15 protein-coding genes are annotated in these 18,997 nt (G+C 44.7%); 13 read left to right on the forward strand and 2 right to left on the reverse strand.

The features are described from left to right. Positions 1 to 42: 42 nt before the first annotated feature. The 5 genes from G493_RS0124285 to G493_RS0124305 all read left to right on the forward strand — a co-directional run bounded on the left by G493_RS0124285 (position 43) and on the right by G493_RS0124305 (position 5,349). Positions 43 to 1,155 (forward strand): tRNA-queuosine alpha-mannosyltransferase domain-containing protein, encoded by a 1,113-nt coding sequence (locus tag G493_RS0124285; RefSeq protein WP_028582424.1) that lies wholly within the window; start codon positions 43 to 45, stop codon positions 1,153 to 1,155. A 179-nt stretch (positions 1,156 to 1,334) separates the two neighbouring features. Beyond that, positions 1,335 to 1,871, forward strand: coding sequence for a shikimate kinase (locus tag G493_RS0124290; protein WP_028582425.1), 537 nt, complete (start codon positions 1,335 to 1,337; stop codon positions 1,869 to 1,871). After that, the gene (locus tag G493_RS0124295; protein WP_028582426.1) at positions 1,871 to 3,619 is read left to right on the forward strand and encodes an ARMT1-like domain-containing protein; all 1,749 of its coding nucleotides are present in this window, start codon (positions 1,871 to 1,873) and stop codon (positions 3,617 to 3,619) included. Before G493_RS0124290 ends, G493_RS0124295 begins: the two co-directional genes overlap by 1 nt. An 87-nt stretch (positions 3,620 to 3,706) precedes the next feature. Further along, positions 3,707 to 4,789 carry a nicotinate-nucleotide--dimethylbenzimidazole phosphoribosyltransferase gene (gene cobT / locus G493_RS0124300; protein WP_028582427.1) on the forward strand — a complete coding sequence of 361 codons (1,083 nt, stop codon included), beginning with the start codon at positions 3,707 to 3,709 and terminating at the stop codon, positions 4,787 to 4,789. A gap of 98 nt (positions 4,790 to 4,887) precedes the next feature. Continuing rightward, positions 4,888 to 5,349 (forward strand): hypothetical protein, encoded by a 462-nt coding sequence (locus G493_RS0124305; protein WP_028582428.1) that lies wholly within the window; start codon positions 4,888 to 4,890, stop codon positions 5,347 to 5,349. A gap of 274 nt (positions 5,350 to 5,623) precedes the next feature. On the opposite strand, the gene xseA is transcribed toward G493_RS0124305, so the two are convergent. Further along, positions 5,624 to 7,144, reverse strand: coding sequence for an exodeoxyribonuclease VII large subunit (xseA, locus tag G493_RS0124310; protein WP_084813756.1), 1,521 nt, complete (start codon positions 7,142 to 7,144; stop codon positions 5,624 to 5,626). A 198-nt stretch (positions 7,145 to 7,342) separates the two neighbouring features. Between xseA and G493_RS0124315 the strand changes: the two genes are divergently transcribed. The 3 genes from G493_RS0124315 to G493_RS0124325 all read left to right on the forward strand — a co-directional run bounded on the left by G493_RS0124315 (position 7,343) and on the right by G493_RS0124325 (position 10,430). Then, positions 7,343 to 8,041, forward strand: coding sequence for a YfgM family protein (locus G493_RS0124315; protein WP_028582430.1), 699 nt, complete (start codon positions 7,343 to 7,345; stop codon positions 8,039 to 8,041). Then, positions 8,038 to 8,892: a pantoate--beta-alanine ligase gene (gene panC, locus G493_RS0124320; protein ID WP_028582431.1), complete on the forward strand. Its 855-nt coding sequence runs from the start codon at positions 8,038 to 8,040 to the stop codon at positions 8,890 to 8,892. Before G493_RS0124315 ends, panC begins: the two co-directional genes overlap by 4 nt. Positions 8,893 to 9,230: 338 nt before the next feature. Further along, the gene (locus G493_RS0124325; protein WP_028582432.1) at positions 9,231 to 10,430 is read left to right on the forward strand and encodes a DegT/DnrJ/EryC1/StrS family aminotransferase; all 1,200 of its coding nucleotides are present in this window, start codon (positions 9,231 to 9,233) and stop codon (positions 10,428 to 10,430) included. 150 nt (positions 10,431 to 10,580) lie between these two features. On the opposite strand, the gene G493_RS31140 is transcribed toward G493_RS0124325, so the two are convergent. Beyond that, positions 10,581 to 11,354, reverse strand: coding sequence for a class I SAM-dependent methyltransferase (locus tag G493_RS31140; protein ID WP_051309893.1), 774 nt, complete (start codon positions 11,352 to 11,354; stop codon positions 10,581 to 10,583). Positions 11,355 to 11,695: 341 nt separating this feature from the next. On the opposite strand from G493_RS31140, the gene kdsB reads away from it, so the two are divergent. From kdsB to G493_RS0124355, 5 genes are all read left to right on the forward strand, one after another. Beyond that, the gene (gene kdsB / locus G493_RS0124335) at positions 11,696 to 12,454 is read left to right on the forward strand and encodes a 3-deoxy-manno-octulosonate cytidylyltransferase (protein ID WP_028582433.1); all 759 of its coding nucleotides are present in this window, start codon (positions 11,696 to 11,698) and stop codon (positions 12,452 to 12,454) included. A 130-nt stretch (positions 12,455 to 12,584) separates the two neighbouring features. Further along, a complete protein-coding gene (locus G493_RS31145; protein ID WP_035275862.1) occupies positions 12,585 to 14,936 on the forward strand; it encodes a gluconeogenesis factor YvcK family protein in 2,352 nt (783 codons plus the stop codon). Between the two features lie 2 nt (positions 14,937 to 14,938). Beyond that, a complete protein-coding gene (locus G493_RS31150; protein ID WP_051309895.1) occupies positions 14,939 to 16,654 on the forward strand; it encodes a hybrid sensor histidine kinase/response regulator in 1,716 nt (571 codons plus the stop codon). Next, complete coding sequence (locus G493_RS0124350) at positions 16,651 to 17,019, forward strand: response regulator (RefSeq protein ID WP_028582434.1); 369 nt, start codon at positions 16,651 to 16,653, stop codon at positions 17,017 to 17,019. The genes G493_RS31150 and G493_RS0124350 overlap by 4 nt, the downstream gene beginning before the upstream one ends. Next, a complete protein-coding gene (locus G493_RS0124355; RefSeq protein WP_028582435.1) occupies positions 17,012 to 18,991 on the forward strand; it encodes an ATP-binding response regulator in 1,980 nt (659 codons plus the stop codon). The genes G493_RS0124350 and G493_RS0124355 overlap by 8 nt, the downstream gene beginning before the upstream one ends. Positions 18,992 to 18,997: the final 6 nt, after the last annotated feature.

Here is an 18,997-nt window from a genome sequence, read left to right on the forward strand (position 1 = left end):
GTGCAACTCAAGTTTGTATCTCATTACTTTTTTCAAAAAAGCATGACTCATAAAGCTGAGAGTATTCTCATTATCGAACCATATTACGGAGGGTCACACAAAAGTTTTCTTGCCGGGTTACAGTTTGTTCTGGATAGGCCTTGCACGCTGTTGACTTTGCCTGCAAAAAAATGGAAAACACGGATGCACCTTGCAGCGCCACATATGGCTGGCCAGATTATAGACCTCTATGCAGGAGGTAAACGATATGCAGGCCTGTTTACTTCCAGCTTTCTTGATGTGGCAGTGCTACGTTCGTTGCTTGCGCAGGCAGGAATATTGCTTCCTATTGGCTTGTATTTTCATGAAAATCAATTCGCTTACCCGTCCCAGAGAGATGCTGGCGCTCAGTACAGCTACGCTGCAATTAATTTTCTTTCCGCCTTGTGTGCCGATGCCATTGCTTTCAACAGCAAGCACAATAGAGATACTTTTTTTCAAGGTGTAAAAGGCTATCTGCGGAAAAACAAAGAGTTTAATCTGGCTCAACGGGTCGAGCAACTATATGCTTCGAGCGTCATACTTCATCCGGGGATGGCTTTTGAGCCCAGTCACGGTTCAGAGAAAAAATGTAACAGGACGCCAGTAATTGTCTGGAATCATCGTTGGGAGCACGACAAAAATCCTGAACAATTTTTTACGGCCCTTTTTTCCCTCGCAGAACGTCAAGTACCATTTCATCTTATAGTGTTGGGGCAATCCTTTCGCAATATACCAGCTATCTTTGATCAGGCCAGAGAAGTCTTGGGAAGCAGGATGCTGCACTTTGGTTTTGTTTCTTCCAGGCAGCAGTACCTGGCTTTACTGCAGCAGGGGAGTGTTGTCGTTTCAACAGCGCGCCATGAATTCTTTGGTTATTCGGTTCTAGAAGCGGTTCGTGCCGGTTGCCGTCCACTCGTCCCCGACAGGCTGGCTTATCCTGAATTATTCCCTGGCGAATTTCGATATGGATCAGGTCGTTTTGAAAATGAACTTGAGCATGTACTACGCCGTAATATAAGGCTGAGCCAGGAATGTTCACGGGCTCTCACTGAACCGTATTTATGGAATAATGTTGCCGGTGAATATCGGCAATGGTTTCAGGAGTGGATTGCAAGCAAACAGCCAGTTCCTTGAAAAAAACTTTTCACTACTCATGCATCCATGGATATGAATGAAAGGCCCGAATTTGATTTTCATTTTTTTATATGCAGGGTAATGGTAGGGCACGCAAATCAAGAAAACAATTACCGGCACAGGAGTAAGCTGTTTATTCATTTGAGTAACTACATTGATACGCACAAGGCATTACTTTCATGCAGAAAAAAAAGAAACAGAATATTGTTCTCATAGGTTTTATGGGAGTTGGTAAGGGCCGTACAGCACGGGCACTTGCGGAGTTGACAGGACGATTTGCCATAGATACCGATGACCTGATTGAATCTCGCATAAAAATGAAGATACGCAGCCTTTTCGCTGAGCAGGGAGAACCTGCTTTTCGTAAACTGGAAAGAACTGTGGCAGGGTGGTTGGTCGAAAATGTCCAGGAAACAGTCATCTCCACAGGGGGTGGTTTTTTTGCTGTTCCAAAAATCAGAAAAATAGGGAAGGTCGTTTATTTGCACGCTGAAGTTGAGTCTATTCTTGCAACCATTCAGCAACACCCTGATGGAGCGAAAAAAATTAAAAAACGACCATTGCTCGCTGATTTGGAAAAAGCAAAAGAGCTTTTTGCCAAAAGACTCCCCTTATATCGAAGTTGTGCTCATCTTGAGATTGATGTTCAGGGAAAAAGTGCTGAGGCAGTAGCTGAGGAAATTTGTTTACAATTGGGAATTCAGAAACGAGACTAATGACTGAACTGATGAATTATCAACGAGGCCTTGATCCAGACAAAGACGCCTGGGTTACGAATTTTTTTACGGAAAATCATCTGGCTTATGAAGCTTTTCCGGATATGGTTGCATCCCCTGAACAGTTGAATTTCATGGTTTATCTTCAACCTGATCAGATCTATTATCCCTGCTCAGATGCTCTTTTTCACGCCGTTATTGAAAAACGGGCAGATACCTTGCTGACTTCTGCCTACATTCATATCTGGAGCAGGCTTGAACGTCTGGTGGCAGAGGTGGTAACTGATCCATATAAAAGACAGTACCTGATGAGTCTGCTTTCCATTAAGTATAACCATGATATAACACATAAAGTACATCTTCCAGGGCGTCTTGAAAAGCGATTGCTGGGTATATTTACAACCATCAGTGAAATTGATCGCCCTCTTGCCCGAGTTAAGGAAAGCGAAAACAAACGGGTCGCAGATTTTCTTAGGTCAGAGCTGTTTAAGGAATGCTTTGATTCCCTGGAAGGGCTTGAAATAGGAGAGAATTCCACTTTAACAGAGATTGATTTTCAACTACAGATTCTCCGGCTCCGTCGTTTATTGATCCTGTCATCCGTCCGTACCATATGGAAAGATGACCATCTGCCGGATCAAGCCTATCTGCGAGAAATAATGAATCAGGAATTGCATAGCGATGAGTGGCTTTGGTTATGCTCCTGGTTGCGTGATGTGGTGGCGGGAAAACGGAAGCCTACCATTCTCTGGCTAGCCGGCAGGTCGGGTGAAATCGTTTTTGATCTTGCAATCATCAACTTGTTGATGAAGCTGGGAATTAAAGTGATTTTGGCTGTAAAGCAAAGCTTTTATTACCATCGGATTTCTTTTATTGATTTACTGGAAGATACGACACTTGATACGCTTCTTTCCGGCGCTGATCTTGTCGGTGATGCTCAAATTTCCAAAAATGAGTTGCTGCGACGCCTTGGGAGAGATGATCAGTTATTAGTGATATCCGATGGAACCAGGGAACCGTTTAATCCCTTGCTATCTTCGGTTACCTTTGCAAGGTCTTTTAAAGAAGCCGACCTGGTCGTCAGTAGAAGTCCAGGGTGCCGGGAAACTATAACTAATCATTTCCAATTTACCCGGGATATGATTTCAATTATCCCCAAAGACGACGGGGTATTGGATTTTGTGGTCAAGGAGCATCATCCTGCCGTAATCAGGTTTCCCAAATCGGTCTTGCGCAAAAAAGCAGAACAGTTGGTTGATACAATGCGGGAAGAAAAGGAGAATGGAAAACGCATAATGTTCTATTCCGCCATAGTTGGCTCTATTCCCGGTCAATTACAGACAGCCAAAGAAATACTGGACGTTTTCGTCAATTATCTGCGTTCTTCGCTGCATGATGTGGTTGTAATCAATCCTGCTGAACATTTTGAGGAAGGGATGGACGCTGATGACGTAATGTATATGTGGGAAATTTTTCAACGATCAGGGCAGATAGATATCTGGCGTTTTCAAAGCGTTTCAGATATCGAAATGACGTTCAGCCTGATGAATAAGAAAGTTCCACCGGAATGGATCGGCAAGGATTCAACATATTCTACAGGCTGCACCAAAGAGATGGATATTGCAAGGGAGATGGTGAACCTGTATCCTGAAATGCAGTTGATAGGCCCTCCACTGGAAAAGTTTCAACGCCGACGGGAGTATGGTGTAGGTCAGTTGTATGACAGGACCCTTTCAGAGGTAAAATAAGGAAGGATTGATGCTGATTCAGCTCTTCTGACCATATGCTGAAGATTACACCTCGTTAAATTAGATATTGTTTCGATATGGAAAGTTATGATTAGTGAACAAGCAGACAGTTTTCTCCAGGCAACTCTTCGCAAGATTTATCCGCAGGATCTCAGTTGGCGCGATCGTGCGATAGAGCGTCTGGAACAGTTGACCATGCCTTATTGGGCCATGGGCGATTTTATGGATCTTGCCGTCAATCTGGCAGGCGTATATCGTACCATTACCCCCTCGATAAGCAGGAAACGCATAGTTGTCATGGTCGGCGATCATGGTGTTACAGAAGAAGGCGTTTCATGTTACCCACCTGACGTTACCACACAGATGGTGCACAATATTATAGATGGTGGAGCTGCCATCAATGCAATGTCCAGGCAAGCTGGTGCGGATGTGTGCGTGGTCGATATGGGGGCCTGTGATGCTTTCACCTCCTTGCAAGATAAAAGTGGTTTCATAAGCCGCAAAATTTCGACAGGTACGGCAAATATTGCACGTGGACCTGCAATGTCCAGATCTCACGCAGTCATGGCCATTCAGGCTGGCGTAGAGCTTGCCAACAAGTTCAGTGAGCAGGTTGATCTTTTTGGAACAGGAGATATGGGTATCGGCAATACCACCCCTTCAACTGCCATTGCCGCAGTATTGACAGGGAAACCTGTGGCAGAATTGACCGGTAATGGAACAGGACTTGATGAAGAGCAGAAGAAGGCGAAAATTGCTGTGATTGAGAGGGCTTTGTCGGCGAATAAGCCTGATCCAAAAGATGGGATAGATGTGTTGGCAAAGGTTGGAGGGTTTGAAATAGGTGGGATTGCAGGTTTGATACTCGGTGCTGCGGCTAATCAGAAGGCTGTGGTTGTTGATGGCTTTATTTCAACAGCAGGCGCTTTGATAGCTTATACCATAGAACCTTTTGTTCGAGATTACCTGATTTGTGCCCATAAAAGCGTTGAGCCGGGTCATCGCTATATGCTTGAAAAACTTCAACTGGAGCCTCTGTTTTCTTTGAATATGCGTCTGGGAGAGGGTACTGGTGCCGCTTTTGCTATGAATGCAGTGGATGCTGCTGTGCGGTTATTGACAGAAGTGTCTACTTTTAGTGAAGCAGGGGTGAGTACAAAGGAAAAGTAGCACGGAGAGTATAAAAAATTGTACTAATCGTTGACACTGTTCACTGGCAATGCTATTCTTGAGCAAGAATATCTATTATTATGTACGATGGAAAAGTTATGCCTTATGCCAGATATCTTTCCGCCTTGGTGTTAATGGGTCTTGTTACGGTATATGCTCCGTTGCAGTCGGTAGCAGATCAGATAGACCAGAGACCCACCGAACAGCACGAAATGCAGGAGAAAAGTTACAGCATACCTCCGGAATTGACCCCAGAGGAGTTGAAATGGTATGTGAAGTTCCAGGAAGGAGGCCTGCTCGTTGACGGCTGGCAGGATATAGCTGCCGGAATTATAGAAAAGACTCCAGTAACGGAAAAAGCTGCCCAAGAGGAGTTGTTGCAGGCCTTAGGATATAAAATAGGCCTGGAGTGGTGCAAGGACAACGAGATCCGTAAAGTTGACACCTCCATGTTGAAAGAGTGGGGGAATAAACTTAAAGATACAGCAAAAAAAAATCCTGAAAATTTGGATGTTGTTCTTTTGGATATCAATAGCGAACTGGATTCATTATTGAACTAAGAGTCTGTCAGAGATAACTCTTTTTTCCCCGATAGCTGTATTCTTTTTAAGATTTTATCCTCGGAATGTCAGCCGTATACCTGTGGTAAAATTTTGAAGATGCCTCGGAGTTTTTGTTTGCCTGCCCTCGAACGAAGATTCTCATTTATGGAAAGGCGCGAACTGGCAGGCCAGCAGTGTTCAGCTTTTTTCTCCATTGCTGTGTCGTTTTCGGGAGATCAAGTACAGCTTACTGGCGGTGTAACCTCGCATTGATTTTCCGAAAATAGTCAGTTTAATCCTTTTCAGTTTGGGAAAGTACGCTTGCCCGAATGACTCCCTTGTGCAGGTGAATATCAAGGTCTTCACCGTATGAAACGTGTTGTGCATCAGTTATTATTGAGTGTGGGGGATCATGCTTTCGTACTATCGCATAACCCCGAGCAAGGGTCGCAAGGGGGCTCACGCCATCAAGCAGGCTGGTTGTTCGTGCCATTGCCTGTTCTTTCTGCTGCAGAATTGTCTGTATCGCTTGTTGCAGTCGTTGTCTGTTGTTTAAAATCTGCTGTTGATGCAACGCAAGCAGTGTCTGTGGATTGCGGGCGTTGATGCGTCCTAGTATACGGCTGAGTAGCTGTTCTTTGTTCTGTATCAGGTTTGCCAGTCCCCTTTCCAGCTGCATGGTGATATGGCCGAGGCGCAGGAGGTGGCTTTCAAGAGGGTAGGTCATTTTTCCCAATTGCTGTTCACAATGACGGAGCCTGTAGCTGTATTCACTCAACCTGCTGAGCATGTTTTGCTCAATTCTTTTCCTGATATCATCTAATTGACGTTTTTGTGCGTTCCCATCAGGAATCAATAATTCTGCTGCTCCACTTGGGGTAGGGGCTCTCATGTCAGCAGCGAAATCAGCAATGGTAAAGTCAATTTCATGGCCTACCGCATTAACAACCGGTATGTTGGATTCCCGTATTGCCCTGGCAAGCTGTTCGTTGTTGAATGCCCATAAATCTTCAATGGATCCTCCTCCTCTGCAGAGTACAATGACATCTGTAGTGATCTCTTTGTTAACAGTGCGGATAGCCTCAATGATTTCACCCGGGGCCTGGGTTCCCTGAACGCTCACTGGAAACACCAGCAGGTGTATTGCTGGTGACCTTCTCGTTGCGATGTTGATAAAATCGTGCACCGCTGCTCCTTTTGGAGATGTAATCAGAGTGATATGTTCTGGTGATTTTGGGATAGGTTTTTTACAGGAGGCAGCAAAAAGCCCTTCCTCTGAGAGTCTTTTTTTCAATCGTTCAAAGGTGAGTTGAAGATTTCCTTCACCCTGAAAGGTAAGACTGTCAACTATCAGTTGGTAGTCCCCCCGAGGCTCATATACCGAGAGCCGCCCCCTGCATAGAACCTGCTTGCCATCTGAAAGTGGCTCGCTGAGATATCTTTTCTGGAGCTTGAAAAGCACAGATTTTATCTGAGCCTTGTCATCCTTGAGGGTAAAATAAGAATGCCCTGAATAGGGAGTGCGCAGGTTGGATATTTCACCCTGGACGCTGATGAAAGGAAATGTTCCTTCCAGCATTTGACGTATGGTGGCGTTTAGTTCTGAGACTGTGAAAATGTGAGATGTGGTTTCCATGACCGGGAATATACGCATATTCTCATCAAGGAGCAACTTTATCCTGTAAAGGATGGATTGAGTGATGCATTTTTCTACTCCTGCGGTATAATCGCATCTGGAGTTGTGCGCATTATCAAGCTGTGCATACCTGTTGCGATTACGTTTCGATACTCTTGCCGAATTAGTTGGAACCATAACTGATTGAACTTTTACTTGGGAGATTGCCAGAAGATCATCAGACCCAGGTTTTGATTCATCATTGATTCCAGTTTCGGTTATTATGACTTTCAGCCTTCATCTCTTTGATATTCTGAGTTATTGTGTTTTTTTGGGGCTAACACAGGGGGCGAAGAGAGGGAGAAGATATTTTCCAACCAACACACAGAGATTTTCATGTCTGAACCTACTAAATCTTATAAAGATGCTGAATTATTGCATAATGTGGACAAAGCCGACGGGCTGCTTGAACAGCTAGGTTTGCCACCTAAAACAATACACTTCATCCGGGCACATAAGACCATGTTTTGGGGTGTATCGATAGCCGTTATCCTCGTTGTTGTTACTGTTTCCCTGTATGACTCCTATCGCGCTCATCGTCTGAATAAATCGGCTTCAGCATTGGATGTGGCCATACAGGCTACCGATGGCAGCGAAGAGCTGTTGAGAGCTGTTATAAAAGACTATGGCTCTCTTCCGGCAGGTACCTGGGCAAAGGTGGAACTTATCAGGCGATATAATGAAAAAGGTGAATTTGATAAGGAATTAGAGCTTCTTTCAGGTATGAATGAACAATTTGATGATGATTCAGTATTCAAACCTTTGATTATTTCCAAGATTGCTGCTGTTTATGAAATGACAGATCAAAACGAAAAGGCTCTTGGCATGTACACCTTACTTTCAGAAATTAAGGGTTTTGAGCCGGAGGCGCATTTAGCCATGGCTAGAATTAACGAGTCCATGGGCAACAAAGACAAGGCCATAGGCCAGTATGCTGAGTACCTGCAATTATCGCAGCTGAGCGGAATGAATGGTCAACAGGATCCTACGAGAATGGTGGTTGAGTCCAAATTGAGGCAATTACGGCAATCATGAAAATTATTGAAACACCCCGGGAGATGTATGACTGGTCCCGGAAAATGATCGGACAGGGCAAGGTTATAGGCCTGGTCCCAACCATGGGTTTTTTTCATGAAGGGCATTTGAGCCTGATGCGTACTGCAAAGCAACATTCTGATAAGGTAGTGACCAGCCTGTTTGTTAACCCTATTCAATTTGGTCCCAACGAAGACCTGGATCACTATCCCCGAGATTTGGCTGGCGATGTGGCTAAGGCAGAGGCCGCAGGGGTGGATATTTTATTTACACCGAATTCCGAAAGGATGTATCCTGGTGACAACCTGACAGAAGTGAGTGTTCACTCACTTACTGAAAACCTTTGTGGAGCGCACAGGCCGGGTCATTTTGCCGGGGTTACAACTGTAGTGACAAAACTTTTCAATATCGTACAGCCGGAATTAGCGGTATTTGGAGAAAAAGATTTTCAGCAGCTGGCTGTCATTCGTCAGATGGTAAAGGATCTGAACATCCCTGTTCGTATTATCGGGCATCCAATTGTTAGAGAACAAGACGGTTTAGCCATGAGCAGCCGTAATGCCAATTTGCTCCCTGAACATAGAAAGGCTGCCTTGAGCCTGTCCAGCGGACTGAATCTTGCTAGGCAGTTGTACGCACAGGGAGTGCGCAGCACTGCTGCCCTCAAGCAACAGGTTCAGGAACATGTTCTTGCGCAGAAGGAAACCAGAATTGATTATATCAGCTTTGTTCATTGTGATACTTTGCAAGATGTCACAGAGGCCGATGCACAGACTGTTCTTGCCCTGGCCGTTCACATAGGAGACAAAGTCCGTCTCATAGATAACGGTCGACTTGAGCTTTCCAATTAGAAGCTGGCAAGTGTCTGTCCATGACTGCAGATTTTTGCTCAAGTTTTGGCAAACGTAGTCTCTGAGGCACACAATGCATTTTACTGCAGACATAATTGATATTGCGAGCATTGATTTTCTGAAAATAACACAACTACGGTGAAAAAGAAACTTCTCCGATAGATTCCTTGCAAATAGACAATCCTCACAGGATGCCCTGTAATAAGTGTGTTCTGGAAATAGTCTTTTGGTCAAAATTTCAACGTATCCTCAAAAAAAATTGTCCATGGTCCTGACGCTGATCAATATTACATATTTCTGGACAACTACGAGTCAACTATATACTGAAAGGAGTTATCATGCCTGGCTTTGAAGTCTTTGGTGAAGAAGAAAAACAGCAGGTGATGGATGTTTTCGACACAGGGGTGCTCTTTCGTTATGAGTTTGGAGCACAAAGGAACGATGTCTATAAAGTTCGTGAATTTGAACAGGCATTTGCAGCATATACCGGGGCCGACCATGCCCAGGCTGTCAGTTCTGGAACAGCTGCCGTCAAAGTTGCGCTTGCTGCTCTTGGTGTTGGTGCCGGCGATGAGGTAATAACCCAATCTTTTACTTTTGTTGCCACTTGGGAGGCAATCTTGGATGTGGGGGCAATTCCTGTTTTTACAGAAATCGACACCACTCTGAATATGGATCCTTCAGATCTCGAAAAGAAGATCACTGATAAAACTAAAGCCATCATTGCAGTACATATGTTGGGTGCGCCGGCTCGCATTGAGCAGATCAAGGCCATCGCTGATGCTCACAATCTCCCACTTATCGAAGATACAGCTCAATCTGCGGGATGTCGCCTTAATGGAAAGCATATGGGTACCTTTGGAGACATTGGCACCTTTTCTTTTGATTCGGTTAAAACCATGACCACCGGTGAAGGTGGGATGTGTATAACCAATAACGAAGCACTTTGGCGGGCGATGTCCGAATATCATGATCACGGGCATGATCATGCAGTTAATCCCGGTGGTCGCGGAGGAGAGGGGCGCTCTTTTATCGGATTTAACTATCGGATGATGGAGCTTCAGGGGGCTATTGGGCTGGCACAGTTGGCAAAACTGGACAACATGGTGGAGTCTCAGCGAAAGAACAAGGCTGTAATCAGGGAAGCTGTAGCAACAATTCCAGGCGTCACCTTCAGAGATATCCTCGATCCTTCAGGGGATTCCGCCACCTTTCTTGCATTCATGTTGCCCAGTAAGGAAAAAGCGGCAGCAGTGAACAGTGTGCTGCGAGAAAACGGTGCGGGCGCGATTAACTGGAGTGAAAACAGCTGGCATTTCTACCCCCAGTGGGAACATTTACTCGGAGGAAAAACACCGGCTCAGAACGGTTGGCCTTTTTCTGCACATGGTAAACGACGATATATCTATGATCCTGATGCGTTTCCAATCTCTGCAGCACTCATGGAACGGACCCTTTGTTACCAGGTTCCCGTAAAATTATCCGATGAAAACAGAAATACCATGGCTGAGGCTCTTCATAAGGCTGCTCAACTGTAACAGGTAGAGATGTTTTGTTGCCCGGGATTCTGATTGCGTCGCAGGGCAATCTTATTGATTTTTTTATAAAATAACCTATTTTAGGTATTTTAAAGAAAAATCATTTCATATGGTTAGCAGGGTTGTTTGAAGAAGTTCGAGAAATGTGGGTTAAAATGGGTTTTTTGTTGAGCCTGGTAAATAAACATCATAGCGAATGGTCTTGCCCCGTAAGGAATACTCCGGGGCAAGATCACATAATTGAGGACCTTTAACCGGTCGTTTTACTACTATTTTTTTGGGCAGTGTGTTCCAGGCGGCAGGGAGTAGAGTGCATGGATCATCGTGATCAGGAAGAAGGTGCTGCAGAACCTGAAGTTCCTGTTTTGCTTTTCCTGTCTTGCCACGGTCCGGAAACATAGGATCAAGGTAGATGACTTCGAACTGCTGATGTAGCTCCAGCATGTATTTCACTGCCTCTGTGTGGTGGAGGGTCATACGCTGACACGTTTCACGTGTATCGGTATTCTGCAATCCTCTTTTCATGCCATCGGCCAGTAGGGCTGAGACGATGTCATCACGTTCCAGGACAGTGACGTTATAACCTGCCTGTGCAATAAGAAACGCATCTCTACCCAATCCTCCGGTAGCATCCAATATGGTTAAAGGCTGACCCCCCCTTGTTTTAATTGCTCGCAGCAATAACTCCTGACCCTGTTTTTTTGCTTTTAGGTCACGTCTTGAATGACTGAAGTCAACGGCTATTGAGAGCTCTGCTTGCGATGGCAGGTCATTGTATGACAATGTCAGCATGTTATCGGCCAGATGCATAAACAGTCGATGATGGCTACAGTCTTCCACCTCAAGTAGGCCCAGGGAATGTACGATTTTACGCTGGGTCTCGGTATCAGCAGATGGGTTGTAAAAAAAAACCGGTTTGGGCACTTTTCGTCGTCTCTCCTTGGGGGCTGAGTATGTCTTCTATGATATCTTTACCAAACCTATGAACAGTGTGTATATAGCATACTGTGTAAGAGATAGAGAAGAAATTTCACTGGTTGTACAGCCCGAAGCCATGACAGCGTTAGACGGATTTTGTTTCTTGCATTGTCACCGCACGTTTTCAGAGAAGTTTTATCGTGCACAGGTGCGAGAACACCTTGGCGATGTAACAAATTGCACTTGTGATAAATCCTGATTGGGAATGTTAATTGCCTTTTCCAGAGGCGCAATGTATCATAATTTAAGAATAAGTTAGTCAGATTCAGCAGTCAAAAGGTCATGTAATGAGTGAAAAAAATCCTAAAGTAATTGCCATAATACCTGCCCGATATGATTCCAACCGGTTTCAGGGAAAACCCCTTGCTTTGATTGCAGGTAAACCAATGATCCAGCATGTAGTCGAACGTGCCAGTCAGGTTGAAATGCTTGACAGGGTTGTTGTTGCAACCGACGACGAACGTATTGCCTCCGTTGCGCGGGATTTTGGTAGTGAAGTTGTCATGACCAGAAAGGATCATTCCACAGGTACGGATAGACTTGCTGAAGCTGCTGAACTCCTGGATATAGAAGAACATGATGTTATTGTTAATATTCAGGGTGATCAACCTCTGTTTCCTGAAGAAATTGTTGATCAGGTAGCGCGTCCCCTGGTGGAGGACCCTGCTTTGCCTATGTCCACTCTAATCTACAAAATAGTCCGTCCTGAAGAAATACACGATCCCAATCACGTGAAAACGGTTTTTGACTGTCATATGAACGCACTGTATTTTTCTAGGTCTCCGATCCCTTTTCAGCGAAATCCTGACGAATTGCAGAAACCGACATATTATAAACACCTTGGTTTTTATGCCTATCGCAAAGGATTCCTTGTTACCTTTGTGGGGTTGCCTGAGGGTGAATGGGAACGGTTTGAAAAACTGGAACAGCTTCGTGCCCTTGAATTCGGCTATACCATCAGGGTTGTTCTTACAAAGCATGATTCTATAGAAGTCGACACACCAGAGGATATCATGCGTGTTGAGGAATTCCTCACCCGGCATTAACCATTGAGGGAATGTGTATAAATGCCTGAAAATTGATCACATCGTATTCTGAATACTTGCAACCCTGTAACCAGCAACTTGGGCAAATCGGATTTCAGGCGGTTTTAAGAAATAGGGATACTTTCAGAGCATGGAGAATCATATCAATTTGCAGATGCAAGAACTGACCTCCCCGTTGTTTTCTGCACTCGATTTTCTGCCAGGAAATAACTGCGCTGAGAAGGTGACATCCCTGCTCCTCGAAAACGGAAACTCTCTTGGAAATGAGGCGCTTCTCTCTCATTATGCAGCGTTTGTAGAGCAAATTCGAGACGCAGATGTGAGCGAGCTCTGTGTTGTGGTTCTTGGCGGTGGAACCGGGTTGTCCAATCTCGTCGGTGGTGACTCTCGCCAGCAATATTGGAGGCAACATCCTTTTTCAGGGATGAAGGAAGTCTTCCCACATCTCCATGCTGTAGTCTGTGTAACAGATGATGGTGGCTCAACCGGCGAGTTGTTAAAGGATCTTCCCCTTATTGCACTAGGGGACCTCCGTCATGTTTTGCTTTCGTCTGTTCGTAAAGAGAACCTTATTAAACGTTACGGAATAGATGAACATGTGGTGAGCAGGGCTGTTGAAGCTCTTTTTGCCGTGATGAACTATCGTTTCATTTCACATCCTGTTTCTTCAGATCAGTTACTTGTAGATACCTGTGCTATACTTGCTGATCTGCCACCTGCTCTGAGGAAGTATATAGAGCACCTGACCAAGAGACTTTTTACTGATATTCGCCTGCAACCAACATTGTATAGAACTCAGTGTTTGGGCAATTTGCTTCTTGCAGCTGCAATTTATGATGAATTTCAGCCGCACATCTCCAATACCGAATTAATAGCTTCCCATCAGCTTGTTCGTACAGCCACTATTCGAGGTTTACAAGCCTTTTCCCTGGCAATTGGAGCTGGCAGGGATAGCGTGCTTCCATGCACCACGACACTATCGCAGATTCAAATGCTTTACGATAATGGAGTATTGGTAACCAGCGAAGATAAGTCGAGCAAGGCACAACGGGGCTATGCCGTGGACAGGGTCTTGGTAGATTTCAGCAATAAACCCTATCTGCTGCCTGAAGTCGTCCAGTTAATCAACAAAGCTGATATCATTGTTTTTGCACCAGGCAGTCTCTATACATCAATTATTCCTATCTTGCAGATTCCTGGAATGGCAGAGGCTATACGGAGAAATACCAATGCCCTCAAGCTTCTTGTCGCGAATATCTGGGTTCAGAGAGGAGAGACTGATTTATCTAAAGACACCCCGGATAGAAAATTCCATGTTTCGGATTTGATTCACGCCTATCAGCGTAATATTCCTGATGGTATCAAGGGACTGTTCTCCCATATTCTTGGAATGAAAATGAAGGAGATTCCCGGTTCGACATTGCAAAGGTATGCCCTTGAGGAAAAACAGCCGATTTACCTGGATCGTAAGAAAATACGGCAGCTCGGGCTACGCACCGTAGAAGCTCGGCTTTATTCTGAACAACTGTTATTGAGACGTGGCATAATTCAACATGATTCAGATGCCCTGGCAATGGCGATAAAAACACTGTGGATCCTACAACAGAGCAACCTACTGGAAAAATCAAAGCAAAATTGTGACCTCACCACAAACTCATTCTCTGTAAATAATCAACATGCTGAGAAAATCATTCCGTGTCTGCGTTTTGAGAAAATACGGTCACGTTTAAAATATCTCAGTGTCGAACTGATTAATACTTCATCAAGTTCTCCACAGGTTATGCCTAATACTCAGCAATCCTGGCTGGTTAAACGCATGGCTGAAATCCTGTGGTTGCATCCGGACATCCTCGTTGAACATTTGCAGTATGTTCGTGGAATCACGCTTATTGCTCCGCAATGTTGGAAGAGATGCCAGGAATGGGACAATGTCTTTTCCTTCTATGACCCACAGGATGCAAAAATTAAAATACGCCAGGATCAGGTCGAAAATCTCAACCGATTCGAAATCGTGTTTTTGATTGCACTGGGACAATCCTTACTTGGTAATTATGCGGATCAAAAGATCATGCTGCCGGTGGTACAAAACGGTTTGGAAATTGGTCGTATGTATCAACTGACAATCTGTGAATCACAGCGTTTGCGTGCTTTCCTGTCTCCTGCAGATCTGCACAGCTACCTGGAGCTTTCAAAAATGACACCCATGCCAGATAATGAAAGAGAGTATTACAGAGTGATTCATGGTCAGGAAGGATTCACCCCGCCGGGATTGTTTTTTGGCCTCTTTTATGCGTGGTATCTGGATAACAGGTTTGCTCCGAATATTGATTATAATATGTCGATAATGAAGCATGATATTTCTGATCTCATTCCTGAACAGATAAGACTTAAGGAACACAGACAGAATATCATCACATTTTTCAGAGAGAGGGTATTCAGACAACAGTTGCCGTATCAGCTTTTCCAACCTGAGGAGAATTGATTATGGGTATCTGGCAGGTTATGACAGCGTTGTTGGGTTTGTATACGCTAATAACTGTGCTTTATTTTTTACGTCGGCTCCAACTTACCAGAAACACCGAGATGGAGCCCGTGCAACACAGTGTGTTTTCCCAGGATGCCGATCTCGTGGGGACAGAAGGGCTTCAGCAGGCATTGACTGACTGGCAGCAGACCTTTGACGCCATCATTGATCCAGTACTGGTTCTTGATACGGATTTAGTTATTGTTAAAGGAAATAAAGCTGCAAAACTTTTACTCGGTCATAACGGTGAATCTCTTGAGGGGAAACACTGTTATAATCTGTTTTCCGGAAAAGACAGTCCTTGTTCCATTTGTCCGGTGAAGGCTCAAGCCAGGAACAACGTGATCAGCCAACAGGATATCAGACATCAGTATTTGGGGAAGGTCTTCAATGTATCCTGCGCTCCTATTCATCAGCAGGGAAGAGTTGTTGGGTATATTCATTCGGCAAAGGATATCAGTCATCAGCGGCAGCTTGAAAAACAACTCATTCAAGCGCATAAGATGGATGCCATTGCTACCTTGGCCGGTGGAATAGCACATGATTTCAATAATATTCTTGGAGCGATTTTAGGTAATGCTGACTTGTTACTGTACAGAATGCCTGACGGAAATAGAAATATCGCTTCTGAATTGCCGCCTATCACTTTTGAAGAAATTACAGAGCATCTCCTCTCCATCAAACGTGCCGGTAATAGAGCCAAGGAGCTTGTCACGCAGATACTGGCTTTCAGTCGACAGACGTCAAATCGTCGTAAACTGATCGATATTGCACCTCTCATCAAGGAATGTTGTAAACTGCTGCGGGCCTCGTTACCATCTACCATAGAGCTGAAGAGTAGTATCCCAAGCCAGACCGGCAATATTCTTGCCGACCCGACTCAGATTCAACAAATGCTCATGAATCTATGTAATAATTCAGCGCAAGCGATGGATAACGGCATGGGAACCATCGAGGTTTCTCTCCGCCAGACAGATATCGGCGAAGCGGAATTGAAACGTTATCCCGACCTGCATATTGGCAAATATATCACGTTGGCTGTACGCGATACAGGTAAGGGGATACCTGAAGATGTTGTCTCCAGAATTTTTGACCCTTTTTTTACAACCAAGGAAGTCGGCTATGGAAGTGGGATGGGGTTGGCTGTAATACATGGCATTGTCGTTGCTCATGATGCCAGCATTGATGTGCAATCCAACCAGGGAACCGGCTCTGTTTTCACTGTATTTTTTCCCATGGTCATGGATGAAGAACGTCAGGCTGAGGATGTACTGACCTCGCTTCCTACTGGTAGAGAAACAATTCTCTTTGTAGACGATGAAGAAGAGATTGTGGTTATGAGAACCAGAATGCTGGAATATCTGGGGTATAAGGTAATTGCCGCACATAGTGGTGACGAAGCGATAAGTTGTTTTGAGCGTGGCGAAGAAGAAATTAATGTGTTGATCACGGATCAAACCATGCCAAGAATGACAGGTCTGCAACTGGCAGAAAAAGTGCGTAAGCGTTTACCCTACCTGCCGATAATCCTCTGCTCGGGTTACAGTGATGCCATATCTCCAGAGGAAATTGAACGAATCGGTATTGATCGCTTCATTGCAAAACCCGTTGATATGCGTCAACTCGCAACGGCCATACGAGAATTGCTAAAGAGTCGGAAGACGGAGTCCTTATGAGAATATTAGTTATTGATGATGACGAGCAAATGCGGACGCTACTGCGACAAGTCATTGAATGGGCTGGATACGAGGTGTTCGAGGCGGAAGATGGTCGGGAGGGTATGGTGAAGCAAAGGCAGCAACCAGCGGATCTGGTTATCACCGACCTTATTATGCCGGAGCAGGAAGGGCTTGAAACTATTACCGGTTTGAAAAAAGAGTACCCGGATATCAAAATCATTGCGATTTCCGGAGGAGGGCGTATCGGACCAGATGCATACCTGCCTGCTGCAAAAGAACTGGGAGCTGACAGGGTATTCAGTAAACCTTTCGACGTAAAAGAGTTGGCCCAGACGGTCAAGGAGTTGCTGGAGAATGGATAACTCTCGTACTGCATTGGTTGTTGACAACAGTCCCGTTATTCGCCGCATAGTTGCTTCTGTACTTGAAAAAGAGGGCTGGGAGGTGCTGATGGCGGAAAATGGTCTTGAGGCCATTGATCAGATGAACCGCAAACAGCCTGCCATTGTTTTCACCGACTTGATAATGCCTAAGATTGATGGTGAGAAATTATCATATATTATCAGGAGTACCAAGCAGTTGGCAGACATTTTTATTGTTGTTCTTTCTGGCGTAGCCATGGAAGATGATCAACACACCATACAGATTGGTGCTGATGTCTGTATTGCCAAAGGGCCTGCTGGCTCCATGCGGAAGCATATCCTCGCGTCTTTGGAAAAATATCATTCAGGAGATAGGGCTCAGGGAGCCATTAAGGGTGTTGAAGAGTTGTATCCTCGTGAAGTAACCAGTGAATTGCTGATAAGTAAACGGCATAATGATATAATACTGGCAAATATTGTGGAGGGGGTATTTGAGCTGAATCATGATGGCCGTATTGTAATGGTTAATCAGGCTGGGGTTGCACTGTGTGAGGTGCCTGAAGCAGAGATCCTTGGCATGAAATTTCAGAGCTTGCTCGAGGAGAAGGAAAAACAGGAGTTTGAGCAATGGTTATGTGGCAATGAATCCTTTTCTTCCTGTTCGTCCCTTGATTACAGTTACGACCATCCCGCTTGTTTTCAAGGAAAAATAATTACTTTACATATCATGCCTCTTAAAGAAGAGGGGAAAAATTTTTATATTTGTCTTGTTAAAGATATTACCGCCCGCAAGATTCTCGAGAAAAAACAACAGCAGCTGGAAAAAGAAATAAAGCGTATACAAAAGATTGATGCCATGTCTGTAATGGCCGGTGGTATTGCCCATGATTTTAATAATTTACTGACAATCATAAACGGCAATATTGAAATGGCCCGTTATTTGAGCAATCATGGTGAAGTGGGAACTCTCTTGGAAGAGGCCGTGAAAGCTCTGGACCTAACTGTGCAGTTGATTCGGAAATTTTCTATATTCTCAACCAACTATCTTCCCCAGAAATTTTCGGTCAACCTGCATGATCTTATAACACAGACCCTTGAAGTCGAGACGGAAGGTACATCTGTTACATGGCAGATTAATGAAATTGGCGAGTATCCCAAGGTGTATCTTGATCCTGTTCTGCTGCAGCAGGTTTTTGCCAATCTCACCCTGAACGCCATAGAAGCCATGCCCGACGGAGGATGCATCACTGTCGACTGCGAACTTATTGATGCCGTTTCTGAGATTGAACGTACTGATCAACCGATACCTGAAGGACGGCATGTGCATATCAGTTTCAGGGATACTGGCATTGGTATTCCAGCCGAACATTTAGATATAATTTTCGATCCCTATTATTCAACAAAGCAGAAGGGAGCACAAAAAGGAATGGGGCTTGGCCTGACCATCGTACATTCTATCATCATCAAACATGGTGGAATGGTCTGGGTTGAATCAGAAGTAGGCAAAGGGTCGTGTATTCATTTGTATCTGCCTGCAGACGAACATAAAAGCGGACATCAGGGGGTGTTGTGTCCCGATATCAAAGTCAAGCGCGTGTTGGTCATGGATGATGACGAAATGATGCTGCAGGTGTATAAAAAAATGTTTGCTCATTTTTTGTGTGATGTGATTACCGTACATAATGGTGAAGAAGCGATCACCTACATTCAAAACTCACAGGCTGAAGACGCGCCCTTTGATTTGATTCTGCTCGATTTAAGGGTGGAAAAAGGGATGGGAGGCCTGCTGGCTTCCAAAAAAATTCGGAACCTGTTGCCCAAAGTCAGACAGATAGCCGTGAGCGGCGATAGCACCGATGATGTCATACAGAATTATAAACAATATGGCTTTGATGAAGCACTTGCTAAACCTTTTGCCATCGAGACCATAGAACAGATTGTTAGAAGGTTTGTGTATACAGGCAGCCCTTGATATTGT

Source organism: Desulfogranum japonicum DSM 18378 (assembly GCF_000429945.1).
Classification (GTDB): Bacteria; Desulfobacterota; Desulfobulbia; order Desulfobulbales; family Desulfobulbaceae; genus Desulfogranum; species Desulfogranum japonicum.